General features: G+C 64.3%; 21 protein-coding genes. 10 read left to right on the forward strand and 11 right to left on the reverse strand.

The window, feature by feature from the left end; all coding sequences use genetic code 11:
• Positions 1-166: 166 nt before the first annotated feature.
• Both CAG22_RS09485 and CAG22_RS09490 read right to left on the reverse strand, forming a co-directional pair.
• Positions 167-661, reverse strand: coding sequence for a SprT family zinc-dependent metalloprotease (locus CAG22_RS09485; RefSeq protein WP_025338002.1), 495 nt, complete (start codon positions 659-661; stop codon positions 167-169).
• 131 nt (positions 662-792) lie between these two features.
• Positions 793-1,392, reverse strand: coding sequence for a Yip1 family protein (locus CAG22_RS09490; protein ID WP_012270925.1), 600 nt, complete (start codon positions 1,390-1,392; stop codon positions 793-795).
• 262 nt (positions 1,393-1,654) lie between these two features.
• On the opposite strand from CAG22_RS09490, the gene ttcA reads away from it, so the two are divergent.
• Both ttcA and CAG22_RS09500 read left to right on the forward strand, forming a co-directional pair.
• Positions 1,655-2,479 (forward strand): tRNA 2-thiocytidine(32) synthetase TtcA, encoded by an 825-nt coding sequence (gene ttcA, locus CAG22_RS09495; protein ID WP_012270926.1) that lies wholly within the window; start codon positions 1,655-1,657, stop codon positions 2,477-2,479.
• A gap of 4 nt (positions 2,480-2,483) precedes the next feature.
• Positions 2,484-3,155, forward strand: coding sequence for a DNA-3-methyladenine glycosylase I (locus tag CAG22_RS09500; protein ID WP_054573186.1), 672 nt, complete (start codon positions 2,484-2,486; stop codon positions 3,153-3,155).
• A gap of 131 nt (positions 3,156-3,286) precedes the next feature.
• Here CAG22_RS09500 and CAG22_RS09505 read toward each other — a convergent pair whose 3' ends face one another.
• From CAG22_RS09505 to arsC, 3 genes are read right to left on the reverse strand one after another with little or no spacing between them, the layout of a single operon-like run.
• The gene (locus tag CAG22_RS09505) at positions 3,287-3,700 is read right to left on the reverse strand and encodes a DUF2069 domain-containing protein (protein ID WP_085593200.1); all 414 of its coding nucleotides are present in this window, start codon (positions 3,698-3,700) and stop codon (positions 3,287-3,289) included.
• Complete coding sequence (gene wrbA / locus CAG22_RS09510) at positions 3,693-4,298, reverse strand: NAD(P)H:quinone oxidoreductase (RefSeq protein ID WP_085593198.1); 606 nt, start codon at positions 4,296-4,298, stop codon at positions 3,693-3,695. Before wrbA ends, CAG22_RS09505 begins: the two co-directional genes overlap by 8 nt.
• Complete coding sequence (gene arsC / locus CAG22_RS09515) at positions 4,295-4,648, reverse strand: arsenate reductase (glutaredoxin) (RefSeq protein WP_061551299.1); 354 nt, start codon at positions 4,646-4,648, stop codon at positions 4,295-4,297. Before arsC ends, wrbA begins: the two co-directional genes overlap by 4 nt.
• An 85-nt stretch (positions 4,649-4,733) precedes the next feature.
• On the opposite strand from arsC, the gene CAG22_RS09520 reads away from it, so the two are divergent.
• A complete protein-coding gene (locus CAG22_RS09520; protein ID WP_015269224.1) occupies positions 4,734-5,198 on the forward strand; it encodes a TlpA disulfide reductase family protein in 465 nt (154 codons plus the stop codon).
• 126 nt (positions 5,199-5,324) lie between these two features.
• Here CAG22_RS09520 and CAG22_RS09525 read toward each other — a convergent pair whose 3' ends face one another.
• The 4 genes from CAG22_RS09525 to CAG22_RS09540 all read right to left on the reverse strand — a co-directional run bounded on the left by CAG22_RS09525 (position 5,325) and on the right by CAG22_RS09540 (position 10,109).
• On the reverse strand, positions 5,325-5,729 hold the full coding sequence (locus CAG22_RS09525; protein WP_004375489.1) for an META domain-containing protein: 405 nt from the start codon (positions 5,727-5,729) through the stop codon (positions 5,325-5,327).
• Positions 5,726-6,163: a hypothetical protein gene (locus tag CAG22_RS09530; RefSeq protein WP_004375491.1), complete on the reverse strand. Its 438-nt coding sequence runs from the start codon at positions 6,161-6,163 to the stop codon at positions 5,726-5,728. The genes CAG22_RS09525 and CAG22_RS09530 overlap by 4 nt, the downstream gene beginning before the upstream one ends.
• Positions 6,164-6,194: 31 nt before the next feature.
• The gene (locus CAG22_RS09535) at positions 6,195-7,184 is read right to left on the reverse strand and encodes a 2-hydroxyacid dehydrogenase (RefSeq protein WP_085593194.1); all 990 of its coding nucleotides are present in this window, start codon (positions 7,182-7,184) and stop codon (positions 6,195-6,197) included.
• Positions 7,185-7,352: 168 nt separating this feature from the next.
• Positions 7,353-10,109, reverse strand: coding sequence for a response regulator (locus CAG22_RS09540; RefSeq protein ID WP_085705354.1), 2,757 nt, complete (start codon positions 10,107-10,109; stop codon positions 7,353-7,355).
• A 193-nt stretch (positions 10,110-10,302) separates the two neighbouring features.
• Between CAG22_RS09540 and CAG22_RS09545 the strand changes: the two genes are divergently transcribed.
• The 7 genes from CAG22_RS09545 to CAG22_RS09580 all read left to right on the forward strand — a co-directional run bounded on the left by CAG22_RS09545 (position 10,303) and on the right by CAG22_RS09580 (position 18,657).
• Positions 10,303-11,022 carry a response regulator transcription factor gene (locus tag CAG22_RS09545; protein ID WP_025338009.1) on the forward strand — a complete coding sequence of 240 codons (720 nt, stop codon included), beginning with the start codon at positions 10,303-10,305 and terminating at the stop codon, positions 11,020-11,022.
• A 3-nt stretch (positions 11,023-11,025) separates the two neighbouring features.
• Positions 11,026-12,429, forward strand: coding sequence for a sensor histidine kinase (locus tag CAG22_RS09550; protein ID WP_085705356.1), 1,404 nt, complete (start codon positions 11,026-11,028; stop codon positions 12,427-12,429).
• 87 nt (positions 12,430-12,516) lie between these two features.
• On the forward strand, positions 12,517-13,416 hold the full coding sequence (gene cysM, locus CAG22_RS09555) for a cysteine synthase CysM (RefSeq protein WP_025338011.1): 900 nt from the start codon (positions 12,517-12,519) through the stop codon (positions 13,414-13,416).
• The gene (gene rlmD, locus CAG22_RS09560) at positions 13,417-14,775 is read left to right on the forward strand and encodes a 23S rRNA (uracil(1939)-C(5))-methyltransferase RlmD (RefSeq protein WP_085705358.1); all 1,359 of its coding nucleotides are present in this window, start codon (positions 13,417-13,419) and stop codon (positions 14,773-14,775) included. It begins immediately after the preceding gene.
• 96 nt (positions 14,776-14,871) lie between these two features.
• Positions 14,872-17,112, forward strand: coding sequence for a GTP diphosphokinase (gene relA, locus CAG22_RS09565; RefSeq protein ID WP_015269231.1), 2,241 nt, complete (start codon positions 14,872-14,874; stop codon positions 17,110-17,112).
• 145 nt (positions 17,113-17,257) lie between these two features.
• Positions 17,258-18,091 carry a nucleoside triphosphate pyrophosphohydrolase gene (gene mazG / locus CAG22_RS09575; RefSeq protein WP_025338013.1) on the forward strand — a complete coding sequence of 278 codons (834 nt, stop codon included), beginning with the start codon at positions 17,258-17,260 and terminating at the stop codon, positions 18,089-18,091.
• A 26-nt stretch (positions 18,092-18,117) separates the two neighbouring features.
• Positions 18,118-18,657 (forward strand): DUF2058 domain-containing protein, encoded by a 540-nt coding sequence (locus CAG22_RS09580; RefSeq protein WP_025338014.1) that lies wholly within the window; start codon positions 18,118-18,120, stop codon positions 18,655-18,657.
• A gap of 45 nt (positions 18,658-18,702) precedes the next feature.
• Here CAG22_RS09580 and CAG22_RS09585 read toward each other — a convergent pair whose 3' ends face one another.
• The gene (locus CAG22_RS09585; protein ID WP_003257734.1) at positions 18,703-18,885 is read right to left on the reverse strand and encodes a hypothetical protein; all 183 of its coding nucleotides are present in this window, start codon (positions 18,883-18,885) and stop codon (positions 18,703-18,705) included.
• Positions 18,886-19,191: 306 nt separating this feature from the next.
• A complete protein-coding gene (locus CAG22_RS09590; protein ID WP_025338015.1) occupies positions 19,192-19,902 on the reverse strand; it encodes a DUF3108 domain-containing protein in 711 nt (236 codons plus the stop codon).
• Position 19,903 lies beyond the last annotated feature (1 nt).

Here is a 19,903-nt window from a genome sequence, read left to right on the forward strand (position 1 = left end):
AGGCGACCCTTGGGTCGCCTTTCTTGTGCCTGTGATTCATGTATCGCCTGTTCCGGCCCTATCGCCGGCAAGCCAGCTCCCACAGGAATCCCACAACATTTGAAACCTGTGCCGAACCTGTGGGAGCTGGCTTGCCGGCGATGAGGCCAGTGCAGGTAAACCCAATCTATTCCACGCGCGTCTCGCCGCTATACACCAATATCTCCCGACACCGCTTGCACAGGTAGCGCCGCCCCTGGCGCACCAGCTTGTGCCGCTGCGCGGTAAACGGGAAGTCGCTTTGCGGGCACGGGCAGCGGTAGATGTAGCGGGTCACCACGCGCCGTTGCACTTCGTAGTTGTGGCAACGGTTGGGCGGCAGTTCATACACCCCGCGCATGATCAGCTGCCACTCCTCGCCATGGGCCTGGATGCGGTCGCCGAACAGCTGGTGGGCCACCAGGTGCGCCACTTCATGGGCCACGGTCTGGCGCAGGAAGTCTTCCTGGTTTTCGCGGTAAAGCTGCAGGTTGAAGCGCAGCAGGTTCTCGTGCAGGTGGGCGACACCTGCTTTTTGCCCGCGCAGCTTGAAGCTGACTTCCGGGCGCGGGAAGGGGCGTTTGAAGAAGGTTTCAGCTTGCTGGTAACAGGTTTCGACGCGTTGTCTGAGCAGCTCGGGCATGGCGGGGTGGTTCTCCTGACCGGGCATTATGCCGCAACCCCGGGCAGCCTGCCGAGCCACCGGTCAGCGCACAGCCAGAGGCCGCCTTGCGGCGGCCTCAGGTTGATGCCCCAGTGTTGGTCGAGTCTGTTCTAGTTGGTGTAGACGGGCCCCACGCCCAGTCCCCAGATGATCACCGTGGCGGCCATGATCGCCACCAGTACCACAAGGCCCACCGCCAGCACCGAGCTGGAGAACAGGAAGCCTTCGTCGGACGGTATGTTCATGAACGTCGGCAAACCGACGTACAGCAGGTACACCGTGTAGCAGATGGCGGCGGTGCCAATCAGCATGCCCAGCCACAGGTGCGGGTACAGTGCCGCCAGGCCGCCGATGAACAACGGGGTGGCGGTGTAGGTGGCAAAGGCGATGCACTGTGCCATGGACGGGTTGGCATCGTAGGTGCGGGCCATCCAGTGGATGAACGCCCCCATTACCGCCACCCCGGCAAGCATCGCCAGGTACGACATGATGCTCATCCAGATGGCGCTTTCCATGGTCAGCATCACCGCTGGCCGGTCGCCGATCACCCAGCCGACCTGGGTGGTACCGATGAACGCCGAAATGGCGGGGATCGCAGCCAGGATCAGGGTGTGCGTCAGGTACATGTGGCTGATGGTTTCTTCTTCGCCACGAATTTCCCGCCATTCCTGGTCGGGATGGGTAAACAGCCCCACAACGTGATGAATCATGCCGATCACTCCTCTCAATGTTGCCAAACGCCCCCCAGATGGAGCGCAAGCGGCCCGAGGCCCGAACACCGAAGCAAGCGGTAATGTGGCCTTATGTCGCAGTATAGGAAGCCGTTACCCGCATAAACCGAGCTTTTTAGAGCAAATTGCGCTGTAAGGCGCGCTGTTGATTACAATGAAGTCTTTATCGGAATGCCTACAGCGCCGCCGCGTTTGTGCGTAAAATAGCCGGCTTTTGTCACACCTCGCGGATCCAAGCGCTATGGGCACCCTCTCGGTCAACCAGAACAAACTGCAAAAACGCCTGCGTCGTCTCGCCGGCGAAGCCATCACCGACTACAACATGATCGAGGATGGCGACAAGGTCATGGTCTGCCTGTCCGGCGGCAAGGACAGCTACACCATGCTCGACGTTCTGTTGCACCTGCAGAAGGTGGCACCGATCAAGTTCGAGATTGTCGCGGTGAACATGGACCAGAAGCAGCCGGGTTTCCCCGAGCATGTGCTGCCGGCCTACCTCAAGGAACTGGGTGTCGAGTACCACATCGTCGAGAAGGACACCTACTCGGTGGTCAAGGAGCTGGTCCCCGAGGGCAAGACCACCTGCTCGCTGTGCTCGCGCCTGCGCCGTGGCACCCTGTACACCTTCGCCGACGAAATCGGCGCGACCAAGATGGCGCTGGGGCACCACCGCGACGATATCGTCGAAACCTTCTTCCTCAACATGTTCTTCAACGGCGCGCTCAAAGGCATGCCGCCGAAGCTGCGCGCCGACGATGGCCGCAACGTGGTGATCCGCCCGCTGGCCTACTGCAGCGAGAAGGATATCCAGGCCTACTCGGACATGAAGGAATTCCCGATCATCCCGTGCAACCTGTGCGGTTCGCAGGAAAACCTGCAGCGCCAGGTGGTCAAGGACATGCTGGTGGAGTGGGAGCGCAAGCACCCGGGGCGTACCGAAAGCATCTTCCGCGCCCTGCAGAACGTGGCGCCGTCGCAGCTGGCTGACCGCAACCTGTTCGACTTCACCAGCCTGAAGATCGACGAAAACGCCACCCCGCGTTTCCTTGACGTGCTGAACATCTGAGCCCATGCGCGATTACCAGTGGTTGCACGAGTACTGCCTGAACCGCTTCGGCTCGGCCCAGGCCCTGGAGGCCTTCCTGCCGCAGCCGCGCACACCCGCACAACTGCGTGATATCAGCGACGACCGCTACCTGTCGACCTTGGCCCTGCGCGTGTTCCGCGCCGGGCTCAAGCACAGCCTGGTGGATGCCAAGTGGCCGGCGTTCGAGCAGGTGTTCTTCGGCTTCGACCCGGAGAAGGTGGTATTGATGGGCGCCGAGCACCTCGAGCGGCTGATGCACGACGAGCGCATCATCCGCCACCTGGGCAAGCTCAAGAGCGTGCCGCGCAATGCGCAGATGGTTCTTGACGTGGCCAAGGAGAAGGGCAGTTTCGGCGCCTTCATCGCCGACTGGCCGGTGACCGACATCGTCGGTTTGTGGAAGTACCTGGCCAAGCACGGCAACCAGCTGGGCGGGTTGTCGGCACCGCGTTTCTTGCGCATGGTCGGCAAGGATACGTTCATCCCTACCGATGACATGGCTGCGGCGTTGATTGCGCAGAAGGTGATCGACAAACCGCCGACCAGCCAGCGGGACCTGGCCTTGGTGCAGCAGGCGTTCAACCAGTGGCATGCCGAGAGTGGGCGGCCGCTGTGCCAGTTGTCGGTGATGCTGGCGCATACCGTCAACCATTGAGATTTTGGGGCTGCTTTGCAGCCCAATCGCCGGCAAGCCAGCTCCCACAGGTACAGCACAGGTCTCAAGCCTTGCGCTGTACTGTGGGAGCTGGCTTGCCGGCGATTGGGCCGCAAAGCGGCCCCCGGATATCAACTGCCTTCGCCGGCCATGCGCCGCTCGTGCTGGAACTTCCAGCGCACATACAGCAGCCCGGCAATGAACAGCCCCAGGCTCACCAGCACTTCTACCCAGCCAAATACCGCCCGCGCCGGGTCGAACGCCGCCAGCACGCCCTTGATGAAATAGATATTCACCACGAAGCAGGTCCAGGCATGTGCCCGGGCGCTGCCCGTCAGCATGCCCGGCAGCAACAGCAGCAACGGCACCAGTTCGATCGCCAGGATCACCTCGACTCGCGCCCCGTGCAGGTTGGCGAACCACAGGTTGTTCACCAGCAGCAGGGCAATCAGGCCGAAGAAGAACGCCAGGCTCAACGCCCGCGTCAGGCGCAGGCGCGGTGCCAGCCATTCCAGCGCCGGCAATACCTTGGGCTTCTTAGCCACGTGCGGCCTCCAGGGCCTTGGCGGTGGTCGCCAGGCGTTGGCCAAGGGCGCGGCACAGGGTTATCTCGTGCTGGTCGAGCTCGCGCTTGCCGTCGGCGCCAGCATGATGGCTGGCGCCATACGGGGTGCCGCCGCCGCGGGTCTCGAGCAGTGCCGATTCGCTGTACGGCAGGCCCATTACCAGCATGCCGTGGTGCATCAGTGGCAGCATCATCGACAGCAAAGTGGTTTCCTGCCCGCCATGCAGGCTGGCGGTTGAGGTGAACACGCCCGCCGGCTTGCCGACCAGTTCACCGCCCAGCCACAGGCTGCTGGTGCCATCCAGGAAGTACTTGAGCGGCGCTGCCATGTTGCCGAAGCGGGTCGGGCTGCCCAGTACCAGGCCGGCGCAGTGGCGCAGGTCGTCCAGGGTGGCGTACAGCGCGCCACTGGCCGGGATGTCCGGGGCCACTGCTTCGCACTCGGTGGAAATCGCCGGCACCGTGCGCAGGCGCGCTTCCATGCCGGCCAGTTCGATGCCGCGGGCGATGTGCCGGGCCATCTCGCTGGTCGAACCATGGCGGCTGTAATACAGCACCAGGATGTAGGGCTGGCTCACGGCAGGATCTCCAGTACTTTCTCGGGCGGTCGGCCGACCACGGCCTTGTCACCGGCGACCAGGATCGGCCGCTCGATCAGCTTGGGGTGCCGGGCCATGGCCTCGATCAGTTGTGCGTCGGTCAGCGCCGGGTCGGCCAGGTTCAGCTCCTTGTACTCGTCCTCGCCGGTACGCAGCAGCTGGCGCGGGGCGATGCCCAGCTTGCCGAGCAGGGCCTTCAGGGTGGCAGCGTCGGGCGGGGTCTCGAGGTAGCGCACGATGGTCGGCGCCAGGCCGCGAGCTTCGAGCAGTTCCAGGGCGCCGCGGGATTTCGAGCAGCGCGGGTTATGATAGAGCGTGAGGTCGGTCATGTCGGGTCGCATCCAGCAGGGTGTGGCGGCTATTCTAACCGCAGCGACTGACCAATTTGCTTTAAAACTCGAGAAGGATTGACCCATGGCAAGGCGTCTGGCAGCAGTACTGGCCATCACCGCGAGCCTGTTGCTCGGTGGTTGCGGTGCCGATTATGGCGTGGACCAACACGGTAATACGGTTAAGGCCGAACAGATCGACGGGCACTGGCTGGTGCTCAACTACTGGGCCGAATGGTGCGGGCCGTGCCGTACCGAAATCCCTGAACTGAACGCGGCAGCCAAGCAATGGGCGGCCGACGGTATCAAGGTGGTGGGGGTGAACTTCGATGGCTTGCAGGGGCAGGAGCTGAAGCAGGCTGCCGAAACCCTGGGCATCGCTTTCACCGTATTGGCGCAGGACCCGGCCGAGCGCTATGACCTGCCACGTAGCGAGGCATTGCCGGTGACCTACATCATCGATGACAAGGGCAAGGTGCGGGAACAGCTGATGGGTGAGCAGACCCTGGAAGGGCTGCAGGCCAAGATCAAGGCACTGAAGGGCGCCTGAAGTCAGCCTATACCGGCCCTATCGCCGGCAAGCCAGCTCCCACAGGTACTGCACAGCATATGAACCCTGTGCAGTACCTGTGGGAGCTGGCTTGCCGGCGATAGGGCCGGTACAGGCAATAGCGATTCAGCCTTCCTCAGGCCAGAAGCGCAGCGGCTTGCCTTCGGCCGGCCAGAAACGCATCTGCTCGATAGGCGACACATCCCAGCGCTGCACTGTTTCCAGCGCCTGCAGGAAGCGCTTTTCCTGCTCCATCAACGCCGGTGCGCAGAGCTTGCGGGTCTTGCCGACCTTGCCGAAGCTCAGGTGCTCGCCGTCCAGTGTGTACGGCGCAAACCAGTGGTTGCAGCCGCCGTTGCCATAGGCACGGCCATCGCTGGCCAAGGTCAGGGTCAGGTGGCTGTAGTCGATCAGCGGCCGTTCGCCAATCCACTCCAGCACGTAGCTGCGCTCCTGCTGCAGCTTGGAAGGTTCCGCGGCGCAGCCGAGCAGGCCGGTGGCAATCAGCACGCCGGTCAGCAGATTCTTCACTCGGCGCTCTCCTGGCAACGCGGGCACAGGTGTTTTTCGCCACGGCTGGCCCACCCCAGCTCGGCAACGCGCGCGCTGGCGGCAGGCTGGCGGGCTTTCTTGCCCAGCTTGGCGTCCACCGCGAACTCGAAGTCCAGCACGGCGTCGCAGCTGTCGCACGCAACCTGCCAGGTGAGGATTTCCAGCTCGTTGAACACCGGGCCGCTGGCCACGGCAACCCACTGGCCGCGTGGGTTGATCAGGTGGCGCACGCTCTCCACTGTCAGGCGCATGGACAAGTCCTTGCTGCCCTTGAGGGTGACCAGCAGGGTGTCGCCTTTGTGCATCGAACCGCCGTTGCCGGTGACCTGATAGCGGCCCGGCACCAGGGCGCGGCACTCGATCAGGGTGTGTTGCGGGTTGAAAAGGGTGTAGCGGAAATCGTGCTCGACCATGGGTCCTCCAGAAATGCCGCGTATCCTAGCACTAACCCATCACCAGATTCTGTGGATTGCCTGCCGCCCAGCGGTTGATGTTGTCCAGCGTGGTCGCGGCGATGGCATCCAGTGCCTCGCGGGTAAGGAACGCCTGGTGGGCAGTGATGATCACGTTGGGGAAGGTCAGCAGGCGGGCCAGTACGTCGTCCTGCAGCGGCAGGTCGGAGCGGTCTTCGAAGAACAGCTGGGCTTCTTCTTCGTAGACGTCCAGGCCCAGGTAGCCTAGCTGGCCGCTCTTCAGCGCGTCGATCAGCGCCGGGGTGTCGACCAACGCGCCGCGGCCGGTGTTGATCAGCATGGCGCCGGGCTGCAGCTGGGCCAGGCTTTGTGCATTGATAACGTGCCGGGTGTGCTCGGTCAGCGGGCAGTGCAGGCTGATGACGCGGGCTTCGCGCAGCAGCTCGGGCAATGGCAGGTAGCGCGCGCCCAAGGCCAGCAGGTCGGGGTTGGGGTAAGGGTCATAGGCCAGCAACTGGCAGCCGAAACCGGCCATGATGCGGGCAAAGGCGGTGCCGATCTGGCCGGTACCGACCACGCCGACGGTCTTGCCGTGCAGGTCGAAGCCGGTCAGCCCGTGCAGGGTGAAGTCACCCTCGCGGGTGCGGTTGTAGGCCCGGTGCAGGCGCCGGTTCAGGGCCAGGATCAGCGCCACGGCGTGTTCGGCCACGGCGTGCGGCGAGTAGGCCGGCACTCGCGCTACGGTCAGGCCCAGGCGCTGGGCGGCGGCCAGGTCGACATGGTTGTAGCCGGCCGAACGCAGGGCGACCAGGCGCGTGCCGCCTGCGGCCAGGCGTTGCAGCACCTGGGCGTCGAGCTCGTCATTGATGAAGGCGCAGACCACCTCGTAGCCATCGGCCAGGGCAGCGGTGTCGAGGGTCAGGCGGGCAGGCTGGAAGTGCAGGTCCAGGGTGGTGCCGCTGGCGGCACGGGTGAAGCTTTCCTGGTCGTAGTGCTGGCTGCTGAACAACAGGGCGCGCATGGTGGGGCTTCCTTTGCAATGGTCTGGGGATTGTAGCCAGCGGGTTGAAAGGGGTGTTGACCTGGACCGGCCCTATCGCCGGCAAGCCAGCTCCCACAGGTACAACACGGCCTTCAAGAGCAGTGATTTCCTGTGGGAGCTGGCTTGCCGACGATAGGGCGGGTGAGGTCAGGCGCTCAATCTGGCCTGCGCCGCCAAGCGGTTGATTGCCGCATCCAGTTCGTCCAGTGCCTGCTGTGCCAGCGGGTTTTCCTGCTTGAGCAAGGTCTCGCTGCGCTGGCAGGCGGCCCGCAACTGCGGCACGCCGCAATAACGCGAGGCGCCGTTCAGGCGGTGCACCTGTTCGATCAGGCCGTTGCGGTCGTCGGCCTCGCGGGCAGCGCGTATGGCTTCGCGGTCGGCTTCCAGCGAGGTCAGCAGCATGCTCAGCATATCCGCCGCCAGGTCCGCCTTGCCGGCGGCCAGGCGCAGGCCTTCCTCGGGGTCCAGCACCTTCAGGTCATCACCGTTGGCCAGTTGCTCGGCCAGGCGTTCCTGCTGTGGCGCGCCCAGGCTCAGGCCGGTCCATTTCATCACCACCTGGGCCAGCTGCCGTTCGCTGATCGGCTTGGTCAGGTAGTCGTCCATGCCACCGTGCAGCAACGCGCGCTTCTCGTTGGCCATGGCGTGGGCGGTGAGGGCGACGATCGGCAGCGGGTTGCCGCTTTGGGTGTTTTCCCACAAGCGAATCTGCTCGGTACAGGCGCGGCCGTCCATGCCGGGCATCTGCACGTCCATCAGCACCAGGTCGAACGGCTCGTCCTGCACCGCCTGCACCGCCGCATAGCCGTTGTCGACAGCCAGCACCTCGGCGCCCAGGTCTTCGAGCAGGGTCTGCACCAGCAGCAGGTTGGCGGGGTTGTCGTCGACGCAGAGGATCTTCGGCTGGCGCTGGCCGTTGACGCTGTTCACCTCGCCCTGCGGGCGGCGCGGTTGCATCAGTTCCAGCAACAGGCGGCGCAGTTTGCGTGTGCAGGTCGGCTTGGACAGCAACTGGCCATGGCCGTTGGGCAGGTACGGATGGTACAGCGCCTGCTCGGTGGTCGGGCACAGCACCACGCACTGGCAATGGTAGCGCTCGAGCTGCTGGTGGTAATGGCCCAGCTGCTCGGGCGACAGGTTGCCAAGGTTGGCCCCGAGCACGGCGAACTCGAACGGCAGGCCAGCCTGGCTGGCGGCCTGCACACCCTGCAGCAGCTGGTCGTAGGAGGCGAACAGGCTGACGCTGAGGCCGCAGTCTTCCAACTGGTGTTCCAACGCCTGGCGCGCCAGCTCGTGGCCGTCGACGATGGCTGCGCGGCGGCCCAGCAGCGGTTGCAGCGGCAACTCCTCGACACCATCGTGAGCCTTGGGCAGGTTGAGGCTGATCCAGAACTGCGAACCCTCGCCCGGGGTGCTGTCGACGCCGATCTCGCCGCCCATCTGCTCGATCAGGCGTTTGGAAATCACCAGCCCCAGGCCGGTGCCGCCGGGCTGGCGGGCCAGCGAGTTGTCGGCCTGGCTGAAGGCCTGGAACAGCGTACGTACATCCTGCGGCGACAGGCCGATGCCGGTGTCCTGCACGCTGATGCGCAGCTGCGCACTGTCTTCGTGTTCGTCTTCGAGCATGGCGCGCACGACGATGGTGCCTTCGCGGGTGAACTTGATGGCGTTGCTGACCAGGTTGGTCAGGATCTGCTTGAGCCGCAACGGGTCGCCGATCAGCGACGACGGGGTATCGCGGTAGATCAGGCTGAGCAGCTCCAGCTGCTTGGCGTGGGCGGCCGGGGCGAGGATGGTCAGGGTGTCCTGGATCAGGTCGCGCAGGTTGAAGGGGATGCTGTCGAGCACCAGCTTGCCGGCCTCGATCTTGGAGAAGTCGAGGATCTCGTTGATGATCCCCAGCAGGTTGTCGGCGGACTTCTCGATGGTGCTCAGGTAGTCCAGCTGGCGCGGTGTCAGCTCGCTTTTCTGCAGCAGGTGGGTGAAACCGAGGATGCCGTTGAGCGGGGTGCGGATTTCGTGGCTCATGTTGGCCAGGAATTCCGACTTGATGCGGCTGGCCTCCAGGGCTTCCTTGCGCGCCATGTCCAGCTCGATGTTCTGGATCTCGATAGTTTCCAGGTTCTGGCGCACGTCCTCGGTGGCCTGGTCGATGCTGTGCTGCAGCTCTTCGTGGGCGTTGTGCAGGGTTTCGGCCATGCGGTTGATGCCGCGCGCCAGCTCGTCCAGCTCATGGCTGCCCATGGCCGGCAGGCGTTCCTCGAGGTGGCCGTCCTTGAGCTGGTTGACCGCGTGCTTGATGCGCTTGATCGGGTCGTTGATGGTGCGGCTCATGCGCAGTGCCAGCAGGCCGCTGAGCACCAGGCAGGCGAGGATCAGCAGCAGGCTGGTGAACAGGTTGCGGTAGCCGCGCAGCAGGGTGCCGTCGTGGGACAGCTCGATCTCGACCCAGCCCAGCAGGCGTTCGGATTCGGCCGGCACGGCATCGGTGGCCAAGTCGCGATGGTGGCCGAACACCGGCATCAGGTAGCGTGTGGCGTCATTGCCGCTGCGCTGTAGCAGCTGGGTGCCGGTGCCGCCGCTGGGTGGCTGGTTGAGCATGCTCGGGCCGGCGTGGGCCAGGCGCGTGCGGTCCGGGGCCAGGAAGGCGACCGCACGCACATCGGCCTGCTCCAGGGTTTGCGCGGCAATGCGCTCAAGTTGCGCCGGTGCCAGCTTGGCCATGGCGGGCGCGGCCAGTGGCGCCAGTTGCTCGGCGATCATCTTGCCGCGTTGCAGCAACTGGGTGCGCAGGTCGTTCTGTTGCAGCCAGGTGAAGTAACTACCCAGCACCAGGGCCATCAGGCCGGCCGGCAGCAGGGCCAGCAGCAGGACCCGGCTGCGGATTCCCAAGCGATCGAGCACACTCGCCTCCTGTCATGTGCCTGGACGCCGTCAAGCGATGACGGCCAAGCCGGGAAGTTACTCCGCCTGCCGCGCTATTGCACCTCTTTAGTACGTGTTTTGCGCCCTTGCAGGGGCATTGGTCGCAGGGCGGTTGCCTGGCAGGCGCTGGATACTCAATAATTGCGCAATTGAGAATGCATGGCAGTTGCCAATGAATCCTGTAGCTATTCACAACTCCAATATCCTCGCCATCGAGGATGACCCGGTCCTCGGTGCCTACCTGCACGAAGAGCTGCAGCGCGGCGGCTTCCAGGTGACCTGGTGCCGCAATGGCCTGGAGGGCCTGGAAACGGCGGGGCGCCAGGCTTTCGACGTGGTGCTCATGGACATCCTGCTGCCCGGGCTCAACGGTCTGGATGCCCTCGCGCAGTTGCGCAAGCGCAGCGCCACACCGGTGATCCTGATGTCGGCGCTGGGCGCCGAGGCCGACCGCATCAGCGGTTTCCAGCGCGGTGCCGACGACTACCTGCCCAAGCCGTTCAGCATGGCCGAGCTGCAGGTACGCATCGAGGCCATCCTGCGCCGCGTCGCCCTCGAGCGGCGCCATCAAGCCCCGCAGGCGCGTGCCGGCAGCGGCGAACTGCAATACGACGAGGCACTGTGCGACGTGCGCCTGGAGGGTCGCCTGGCCGGCCTGACTCCCAGCGAATACCGCCTGCTCGACATCCTCAACCGCAACCTCGACGAAGTGCTGAGCAAGCCGTTCCTCTACCAGCAAGTGCTGCAGCGAGGCTATTCGCGGCATGACCGCAGCCTGGACATGCACGTCAGCCAGATCCGTCGCAAGCTCAAGGGCATCGGCTATCACGAACGGCAGATCCGCACCGTGTGGGGCAAAGGCTACGTACTCAGCGCCAGCGAGGCGGAGTGACCCATGCTCGACCGCCACTCGCTGTTCTGGAAGCTGACGATCCTGCTGGTGGGCTTCTGCCTGCTGATGATCGGCCTCAGCTACACCTGGGGTCGGCACATGGAAACCCAGAACGCCTTCCTCTCGGAACCGGCGCGGCAGGCCTTGCGTGGCTATGCTGCCGAGGCCGAGCAGGCCTGGCGCAGTGGTGGGCGGGCAGGGCTGGACCGTTGGGTGGCGGCGATGCACCAGCGCGAACGCGGCTGGGTTGGCGTGCTCGACCTCAACCTGCGGCCGCTGGACAGCGCCAGCCTCGACCCGCAGATCATGCAGCGGCTGACCCGCCTGCGCGGTGTCGACTGGCCGATGAGCCGGCGCAGCGTCGAGCAGCCGTGGCTGCGCATACCGTTCCCGGGGGCTCCGGAGCAGGGCCTGCTGGTGATCGAACTGCCGCAGCGCTTCAACCCCGGGCAGTATCGGATGCTGTGGCGCATCGTCACCAACGGCATCATCCCCGGCCTGTTCACCCTGCTGTTGTGCGTGGGCCTTTACCGCATGCTGATCGTGCCGTTGAACCAGTTGCGCGAGCAGGCCAATGCCTGGCGCGCCGACCAGTTGTCGGCTCGCCTCGACCCACGCACCATCGCCCGGCATGACGAGTTGGGCGAACTGGCCCGAGCCTTCGACCAGATGGCCGAGCGGCTGCAGGGCACGGTAGCCATGCAGCAGCAGTTGCTGCGTGACCTGTCCCACGAAATGCGTACGCCACTCAGCCGGCTGCGGGTGGCCTGCGATGGCGAAACCGACCTGCAGCGCCTGCGTGAACGCCTGACGCGGGAGGTGGACTGCATGCAGCAGCTGGTCGAGGACACCCTGCAACTGGCCTGGCAGGACGCCGAGCGTGCGCCGATGAACCTGGAGCCGATCGAGGTGCAGGCGCTGTGGGAGCTGCTGGCCGAGAATGCCAGCTATGAAAGCGGCTGGTCGCTGGCGCGGCTGCGCTGCGAAGTGCCGGCCGACTGCTGGGTGCAGGGCAACCTGAACCACCTGGCCCAGGCGCTGGAGAACCTGTTGCGCAATGCCATTCGTCATTCGCCGGCCGATGGTGTGGTGCGCCTCGGTGGGCAGCGTGAAGGCGGGTATTGGTGGTTGTGGCTGGAAGACGAAGGCGGAGGCGTGGCTGAAGAAGACCTGGAGCGGATCTTTGCACCGTTCTCGCGGCTGGACGGTTCGCGGCCCGGGGATGGCGGTTTCGGCCTGGGGCTGAGCATTGCCCGCAGTGCCATCCAGCGCCAGGGTGGTACCTTGTGGGCGCAGAATGGCAAACGCGGGCTGCGGTTGTGGATGAGATTGCCGTTACATGTGCCGGCCCCTTCGCGGGCACGCCCGCGAAGAGGCCGGCACAGGTCACACCGATATAGCTTGTAGCTATATTCACCACAGATTGCGTGATATGGCCGGGAAGGGTTTGCCGGTATGATAGGCACCCCTGCCGTCCGGATTGTGAAATACGCCATGACCTTGCAGTACCCAACCATCGCCGATTGCGTCGGCAATACGCCCCTGGTTCGCCTGCAGCGTATCGCTGGCGAAACCAGCAACACCCTCCTGCTCAAGCTCGAAGGTAACAATCCCGCCGGCTCGGTGAAGGACCGCCCGGCACTGTCGATGATCACCCGCGCCGAACTGCGTGGCCAGATCAAGCCCGGCGACACCCTGATCGAGGCCACCTCCGGCAACACCGGCATCGCCCTGGCGATGGCTGCGGCGATCAAGGGCTACAAGATGATCCTGATCATGCCCGACAACTCTACCGCCGAGCGCAAGGCCGCCATGACCGCCTACGGCGCCGAGCTGATCCTGGTGACCAAGGAAGAGGGCATGGAAGGCGCCCGTGACCTGGCCGAGAAGCTGCAGGCCGAAGGCCGCGGCCTGGTGCTGGACCAGTTCGCCAACGGCGACAACCCCATCGCCCACTACAACAGCACCGGCCCCGAGATCTGGCAGCAGACCCAAGGTACCATCACTCATTTCATCAGCTCCATGGGTACCACCGGCACCATCATGGGCTGCTCGCAGTACCTCAAGGAACAGAACCCGGCGGTGCAGATCGTCGGCCTGCAACCAATGGAAGGCTCGGCCATTCCGGGCATCCGCCGCTGGCCCGAGGAATACCTGCCGAAAATCTTCGACGCCAGCCGCGTCGACCGCGTGGTCGACATGTCGCAGCAGGAAGCCGAGGAAACCACCCGCCGCCTTGCCCGTGAAGAGGGCATTTTCTGCGGCGTGTCTTCCGGTGGTGCAGTCGCGGCCATGCTGCGCCTGTCCCGTGAGGTGGAAAATGCCACGATGGTCGCGATCATCTGCGACCGCGGCGACCGTTACCTGTCCACCGGCCTGTTCGACCCGAGCTAAATGTCCAAGAAGAAAAGCAACAGCGGCCTGCGCTTCCAGCCGGCCGGCGGCAACCGCAGCCCCCAGGTCCCGGTGGGCAAGAAGCAGCGCCTGGAAATCGAGCGCCTGGCCGGTGACGGCCGGGGCATTGCCTTCCACGAAGGGCGCACCTGGTTCGTCAGTGGCGCCCTGACCGGCGAGGCCGTTGAGGCGCGGGTGCTCAATGCCCGTGGCAAAGTGGTCGAGGCACGCCTTGAGCGCCTGCTGCAGGCCAGCCCTGAGCGCCGTCAGGCACCATGCCGGTATTACGAGCGCTGCGGTGGCTGCAACCTGCAGCACCTGCCGCACGAAGCACAGCTGGCGCTCAAGCAGCGCACCCTGGCCGAGCAGCTGCAGCGGGTGGCCGGCGTGCAGCCCGAGGAATGGGCCGCACCGCTGAGCGGGCCGGAGTTCGGTTACCGGCGCCGCGCCCGCGTGGCAGTGCGCTGGGACGCCAAGGCGCGCCAGCTGGAGGTCGGCTTCCGCGCCGAAGCCAGCCAGGACATCATCGCCATCGACGATTGCGCGGTGCTGGTACAGCCCTTGCAATCGATTCTGCGCCACTTGCCGACCGTGCTGCGCTCGCTGAGCAAGCCGCAGGCGCTGGGCCATGTGGAACTGTTCAGCGGCACTGCCGAGGCGCTGCTGGTGCGCCATGTCGCGCCGTTGCCGGCTGAAGACCTGGCCAGGTTGCAGGCATTCTGCGAGCAGGCCAATGCCCAGTTGTGGCTGCAGGGCGAAGGTGAGCCGGCGCCAGTGGACCCGGCCGCGCAACTGGGCTTTGCCTTGGCGCCCTGGCAGCTGGAACTGGCCTGGCGCCCGGGTGACTTCGTGCAGGTGAATGCCCAGGTCAACACGGCGATGATCGAGCAGGCCCTGGCCTGGCTGGCACCCCAGGCCGACGAGCGCGTGCTGGACCTGTTCTGCGGTCTGGGCAACTTCGCTCTGCCGCTGGCCCGCCAGGCGCGCGAGTTGGTTGCTGTGGAAGGTGTGCAGGCCATGGTCGATCGGGCCGCGGCCAATGCCCGGAACAACAATGTGCATAACGCACGGTTTTTTCAGGCCGATTTATCGCAGCCTTTGGCGGGCGCCGGATGGGCCGCCGAGGGCTTTTCTGCGGTACTCTTGGATCCACCGCGCGACGGTGCTTTCGAGGTGGTGCAAGGCATCGCCCGCCTCAAGGCCAGAAGGCTGGTCTATGTATCGTGCAACCCGGCCACGCTGGCGCGAGACGCCCAGGTGCTGGTCGGCCAGGGGTACCGGTTAAAAAGGGCCGGGATTCTCGACATGTTTCCTCAGACGGCGCATGTCGAGGCCATGGCGTTATTCGAAGCGGGCTAGCTGACTGGCCCCTTGGTGCGGCTTGCACGGAAGGGTGGCCGCACGGTGATCGCCAGCGCACCCGCGTGGTGCGCTGTATGGAAAGGTAAAACAAAGATGGTACAGGTGAGAGTGCACCAGCCGGTCAACACCGACGGCAGTATCAATCTCGAAGCATGGTTGGACCATGTGGTAAGCGTCGATTCGGCACTGGATCGCGCAGCGCTGAAAGAGGCCTGCGAGTTTGCCCATGAGGTCGAGAAAAAGGGCAACCCGGCCAAGCATTCCTGGGCGGACGGTACGTCCAGCTTCCAGGCAGGCCTGGAGATTGCCGAAATCCTCGCCGACCTCAAGCTCGACCAGGATTCCCTGGTGGCGGCGGTCATCTACCGCTCGGTACGCGAGGGCAAGGTGACTCTGGCCGAGGTCAGCCAGCGCTTTGGCCCGGTGGTGTCCAAGCTGATCGACGGTGTGCTGCGCATGGCCGCCATCAGCGCCAGCCTCAGCCCGCGCCAATCGCTGGTACTGGGTTCGCAGGCGCAGGTCGAGAACCTGCGCAAGATGCTCGTGGCCATGGTCGACGACGTGCGCGTGGCGCTGATCAAGCTGGCCGAGCGTACCTGCGCGATCCGAGCGGTCAAGGCCGCCGACGACGAGAAACGCCTGCGTGTCGCGCGCGAGGTGTTCGACATCTATGCGCCGCTGGCGCACCGCCTGGGTATCGGCCACATCAAGTGGGAGCTGGAAGACCTGTCCTTCCGCTACCTCGAACCCGACCAGTACAAACAGATTGCCAAGCTGCTGCACGAGCGCCGGCTGGACCGCGAGCGCTTCATCAGCGAGGTGATGAACCAGCTGCAGAACGAGCTGCTGGCCACTGGCGTCAAGGCCGACATCAGCGGCCGGGCGAAACATATCTATTCGATCTGGCGCAAGATGCAGCGCAAAGGCCTGGAGTTCAGCCAGATCTACGATGTGCGCGCGGTCCGCGTGCTGGTGCCGGAAATCCGCGACTGCTACACCGCGCTGGGCATCGTGCACACCCTGTGGCGGCATATCCCCAAGGAGTTCGACGACTACATCGCCAACCCCAAGGAGAACGGCTATCGCTCGCTGCACACCGCGGTGATCGGCCCCGAGGGCAAGGTGCTGGAAGTGCAGATCCGTACCCACGGCATGCACGAGGAGGCCGAGCTTGGGGTTTGCGCCCACTGGCGCTACAAGGGCACCGACGTCAAGTCCAGTTCCAACCATTACGAAGAGAAGATCTCCTGGCTGCGCCAGGTGCTGGAGTGGCACGAAGAGCTGGGCGACATCGGTGGCCTGGCCGAGCAGCTGCGGGTCGACATCGAGCCGGACCGGGTCTACGTGTTCACCCCGGACGGCCACGCCATCGACTTGCCAAAGGGTGCCACGCCGCTGGACTTCGCCTACCGCGTGCACACCGAAATCGGCCACAACTGCCGCGGCGCCAAGATCAACGGGCGCATCGTGCCGCTCAACTACAGCCTGCAGACCGGCGAGCAGGTCGAGATCATCACCAGCAAGCATGGCAACCCCAGCCGTGACTGGTTGAACTCCAACCTGGGCTACGTCACCACCTCGCGGGCGCGGGCCAAGATCGTGCACTGGTTCAAGCTGCAGGCGCGCGACCAGAACGTCGCGGCTGGCAAGACCTTGCTCGAACGCGAGCTCAGCCGCCTGGGCCTGCCGCAGGTGGATTTCGAGCGCCTGGCCGAGAAGACCAACGTCAAGACCGCCGAGGACATGTTCGCCTCGCTCGGTGCTGGTGACCTGCGCCTGGCGCACCTGGTCAACGCCGCCCAGCAGCTGCTGGAGCCCGAGCGCATCGAGCAGATCGAACTGGTACCGCGCAAACCTACCGGGCCGCGTACCGGCAAGCGTGGCGACATCCAGATCCAGGGCGTCGGCAACCTGCTGACGCAGATGGCTGGCTGCTGCCAGCCGCTGCCGGGTGACGCCATCGTTGGCTACATCACCCAGGGCCGCGGCGTGAGCATCCACCGCCAGGACTGCGCCTCGGTGCTGCAGTTGGCGGGCAAGGAGCCGGAGCGCATGATCCAGGTCAGCTGGGGGCCGATCCCGGTGCAGACCTACCCGGTCGACATCGTCATCCGTGCCTACGACCGCCCGGGCTTGCTGCGCGATGTATCGCAAGTGCTGCTGAACGAGAAGATCAACGTGCTGGCGGTGAACACCCGCTCGAACAAGGAAGACAACACCGCGCTGATGTCGCTGACCATCGAGATTCCAGGCCTGGATGCGCTGGGGCGCCTGCTGGGGCGGATCTCGCAGTTGCCGAATATCATCGAGACGCGGCGTAATCGTACCCCTTGATAATCTGGATTGGGGCCGCTGTGCGGCCCATCGCCGGCAAGCCAGCTCCCACAGGTACTCCGCAGGCCTCAAGCTCTGTGCAATACCTGTGGGAGCTGGCTTGCCGGCGATCGGGGGCAAAGCCCCCGCCGAGGAATAGCTGACCATGACCTACACCCTCGAAGACCTGCTGCACCTCATGGCCCGCCTGCGCGACCCGCAGTACGGCTGCCCGTGGGACCTGAAGCAGAACTACGCGAGCATCGTCCCGCACACCATCGAAGAGGCCTACGAGGTTGCCGACACCATCGAGCGTGGCGACTTCGAGCACCTGCAAGGTGAGCTGGGCGACCTGCTGTTCCAGGTGGTCTACTACAGCCAGCTGGCCCGCGAGGAAGGGCGTTTCGAGTTCGACGGCGTGGTCGACAGCATCACCCGCAAGCTCATTCGCCGTCACCCGCATGTATTCCCCACCGGCGAGCTGTACGCGCCGGTGGACACCCCCAGCCTGAGCGAGGCCCAGGTCAAGTCACGCTGGGAAGAAATCAAGGCTGAAGAGCGGGCGGAAAAGAGCCAGCCCGAACAGCTGTCGCTGCTCGACGACGTACCAGCGGCATTGCCGGCATTGTCGCGCGCAGCCAAACTGCAAAAGCGCGCGGCCACGGTCGGTTTCGACTGGCCTGCGGCATTGCCGGTGCTGGACAAGGTCCGCGAAGAGCTGGATGAAGTGTTGCAGGCCATGGCCGACGGCGATGCCGATGCGCTCGAGGATGAAATCGGCGACCTGCTGTTTGCCGCCGTCAACCTGGCCCGCCACCTCAAGCATGACCCGGAACACGCCCTGCGCCGTGCCAATCGCAAGTTCGAGCGGCGTTTCCGCTTCATCGAACAGGCATTGCGCGACAGTGGCCGACCCATCGAAGATTGTAACCTTGACGAACTGGATGCCCTTTGGGGTGAAGCCAAACGTCAGGAAAAGAACCTGCCCAGCTGCGGCTGAGCTGTTGCATAAGTGAGTGAACATTCATGAGCCTTTCCCTTCGCGACCAACTGCTCAAAGCCGGTCTGGTCAACCAGAAACAGGTTTCCCAGGCCAACAAGGCCGAGAAGAAACAGAAACGCCTGGAGCACAAAGGCCAGGTCGAGGTGGACGACAGCCAGCAGCGCTTGGCCAAGGAAGCCATGGCCGAGAAAGCCAAGCGTGACCAGGAACTGAACCGCCAGCAGCAGGAAAAAGCCGAGCAGAAGGCCCGCGCCGCGCAGATCAAGCAGTTGATCGAAGCGACTCGCCTGCCGAAGCTGAGCACCGAGGACTACTACAACTTCGTCGACGACAAGAAGGTCAAGCGCATTGCCGTCAATGCCCTGATGCGGACCAAGCTGAGCAATGGCGCGCTGGCCGTGGTGTCGTTTGCCGGCGGTTACGAGGTGATCCCTCGTGAGGCAGCGGTGAAGATCCAGGAGCGTGACCCCAACCGTATCCTGTTGCTGAATACCCATGTCGAGGAAGCGGACGAGGACGACCCGTACGCGGCCTACAAGATCCCTGATGATCTGATGTGGTAACCACGAAAAACCCCGCCTTGGCGGGGTTTTTCATTTGAAGATGGGTCATTGCGTTGCGCGCTGGTTTTCCAGGTTTTCCAGCTCTGTACGGTACTGGTGTGCTTCATGTTCGTTGTGGAACATCCCCACCAGCTGGCCCTGTTGGTGCACATCCCAGATCCGCACACCAGCGGCCAGGCCTTCGTGGGACATTTTCGATTCGTCGCGTTCGGTTACTTGGACTGTCATCGTTAAACTCCACTGCTTCAGTTGGCTGCGACACTGTGTCGCACAACCTCTTTATAGAGTTTGTTAGCAGGCTAAGTAAATAAAACCGGCATGAAACAAGTTTCATGGAAGCTGAAAGGTGTATTGCCTGGGCTGGCCCTATCGCCGGCAAGCCAGCTCCCACAGGTACTGCACAAGGGCCCAGGCTCTGAGGTCCCTGTGGGAGCTGGCTTGCCGGCGATAGGGCCGGTACAGACAGGCCAGAAACGTCAGGCAGAAAAAAGCCCCGCACAAGGCGGGGCTTCGGGTGCTGCCGGCAGCGCTGGCTCAGTTGCCCTTCACCGGCTTGCCATCGACCGTGCCATCCTGCAGCACGATCACGTATTCCTTGCCATCGGTCTCGACCTGGCGCAGTTGCACCAGCAGGTAGTCCCAGTTCTTGGCGAACCACAGCTCGGTGATGCGCTTGCTCTGGCTTGGGTCGCGCACGCGCTCGACCTTCACCGCATCGACCTGGCCGGTCTTGGTAGTGACCTTTTCGGTGCCCAGCACGCGGAAGTCGTAGGTGTCGATCTCGTCACCGTCGACTACCTGGTAGGTCATGCTCTTCTTGCCGGCGGCCACGTCATGCTGCAGGGCCAGCTGGTAGGACGACTTGTCCAGCACGCCACGGTTCAGCGGCAGGCTGATGGCATCGCCACGGTCGCTGCCGGTGACCTTCTTGCTGTTCCAGTCGAAGGTCAGGTCGACCTTCTTGGCCTTGCCCAGGCCGCCACGCTCGAAGTGGTACTTCTGCGGCAGCAGGGTGTCGTTGTCCAGGCGCAGGGTGCTTTGCTCGGTCAGGCTGGCGATCATCATGGAAGCCTTGAAGTTAAGGTCCCAGGTACCGTTGGCATTCTTGACCAGGCTGCGCTCGGCGGTGCCGCTCATGGGCAGTTGCTTCCAGTCTGCGGTGTAGCTGGCCGAGAAAGGCTTCAGATCAGCTGCCTGGAGGGGCAGGGCGAGCACGGCGAGAGCCAAGAGCAGGGCGCGACGCATA

Origin of the sequence: Pseudomonas sp. B8(2017), from assembly GCF_002113575.1 — a bacterium.
Classification (GTDB): Bacteria; Pseudomonadota; Gammaproteobacteria; order Pseudomonadales; family Pseudomonadaceae; genus Aquipseudomonas; species Aquipseudomonas putida_Z.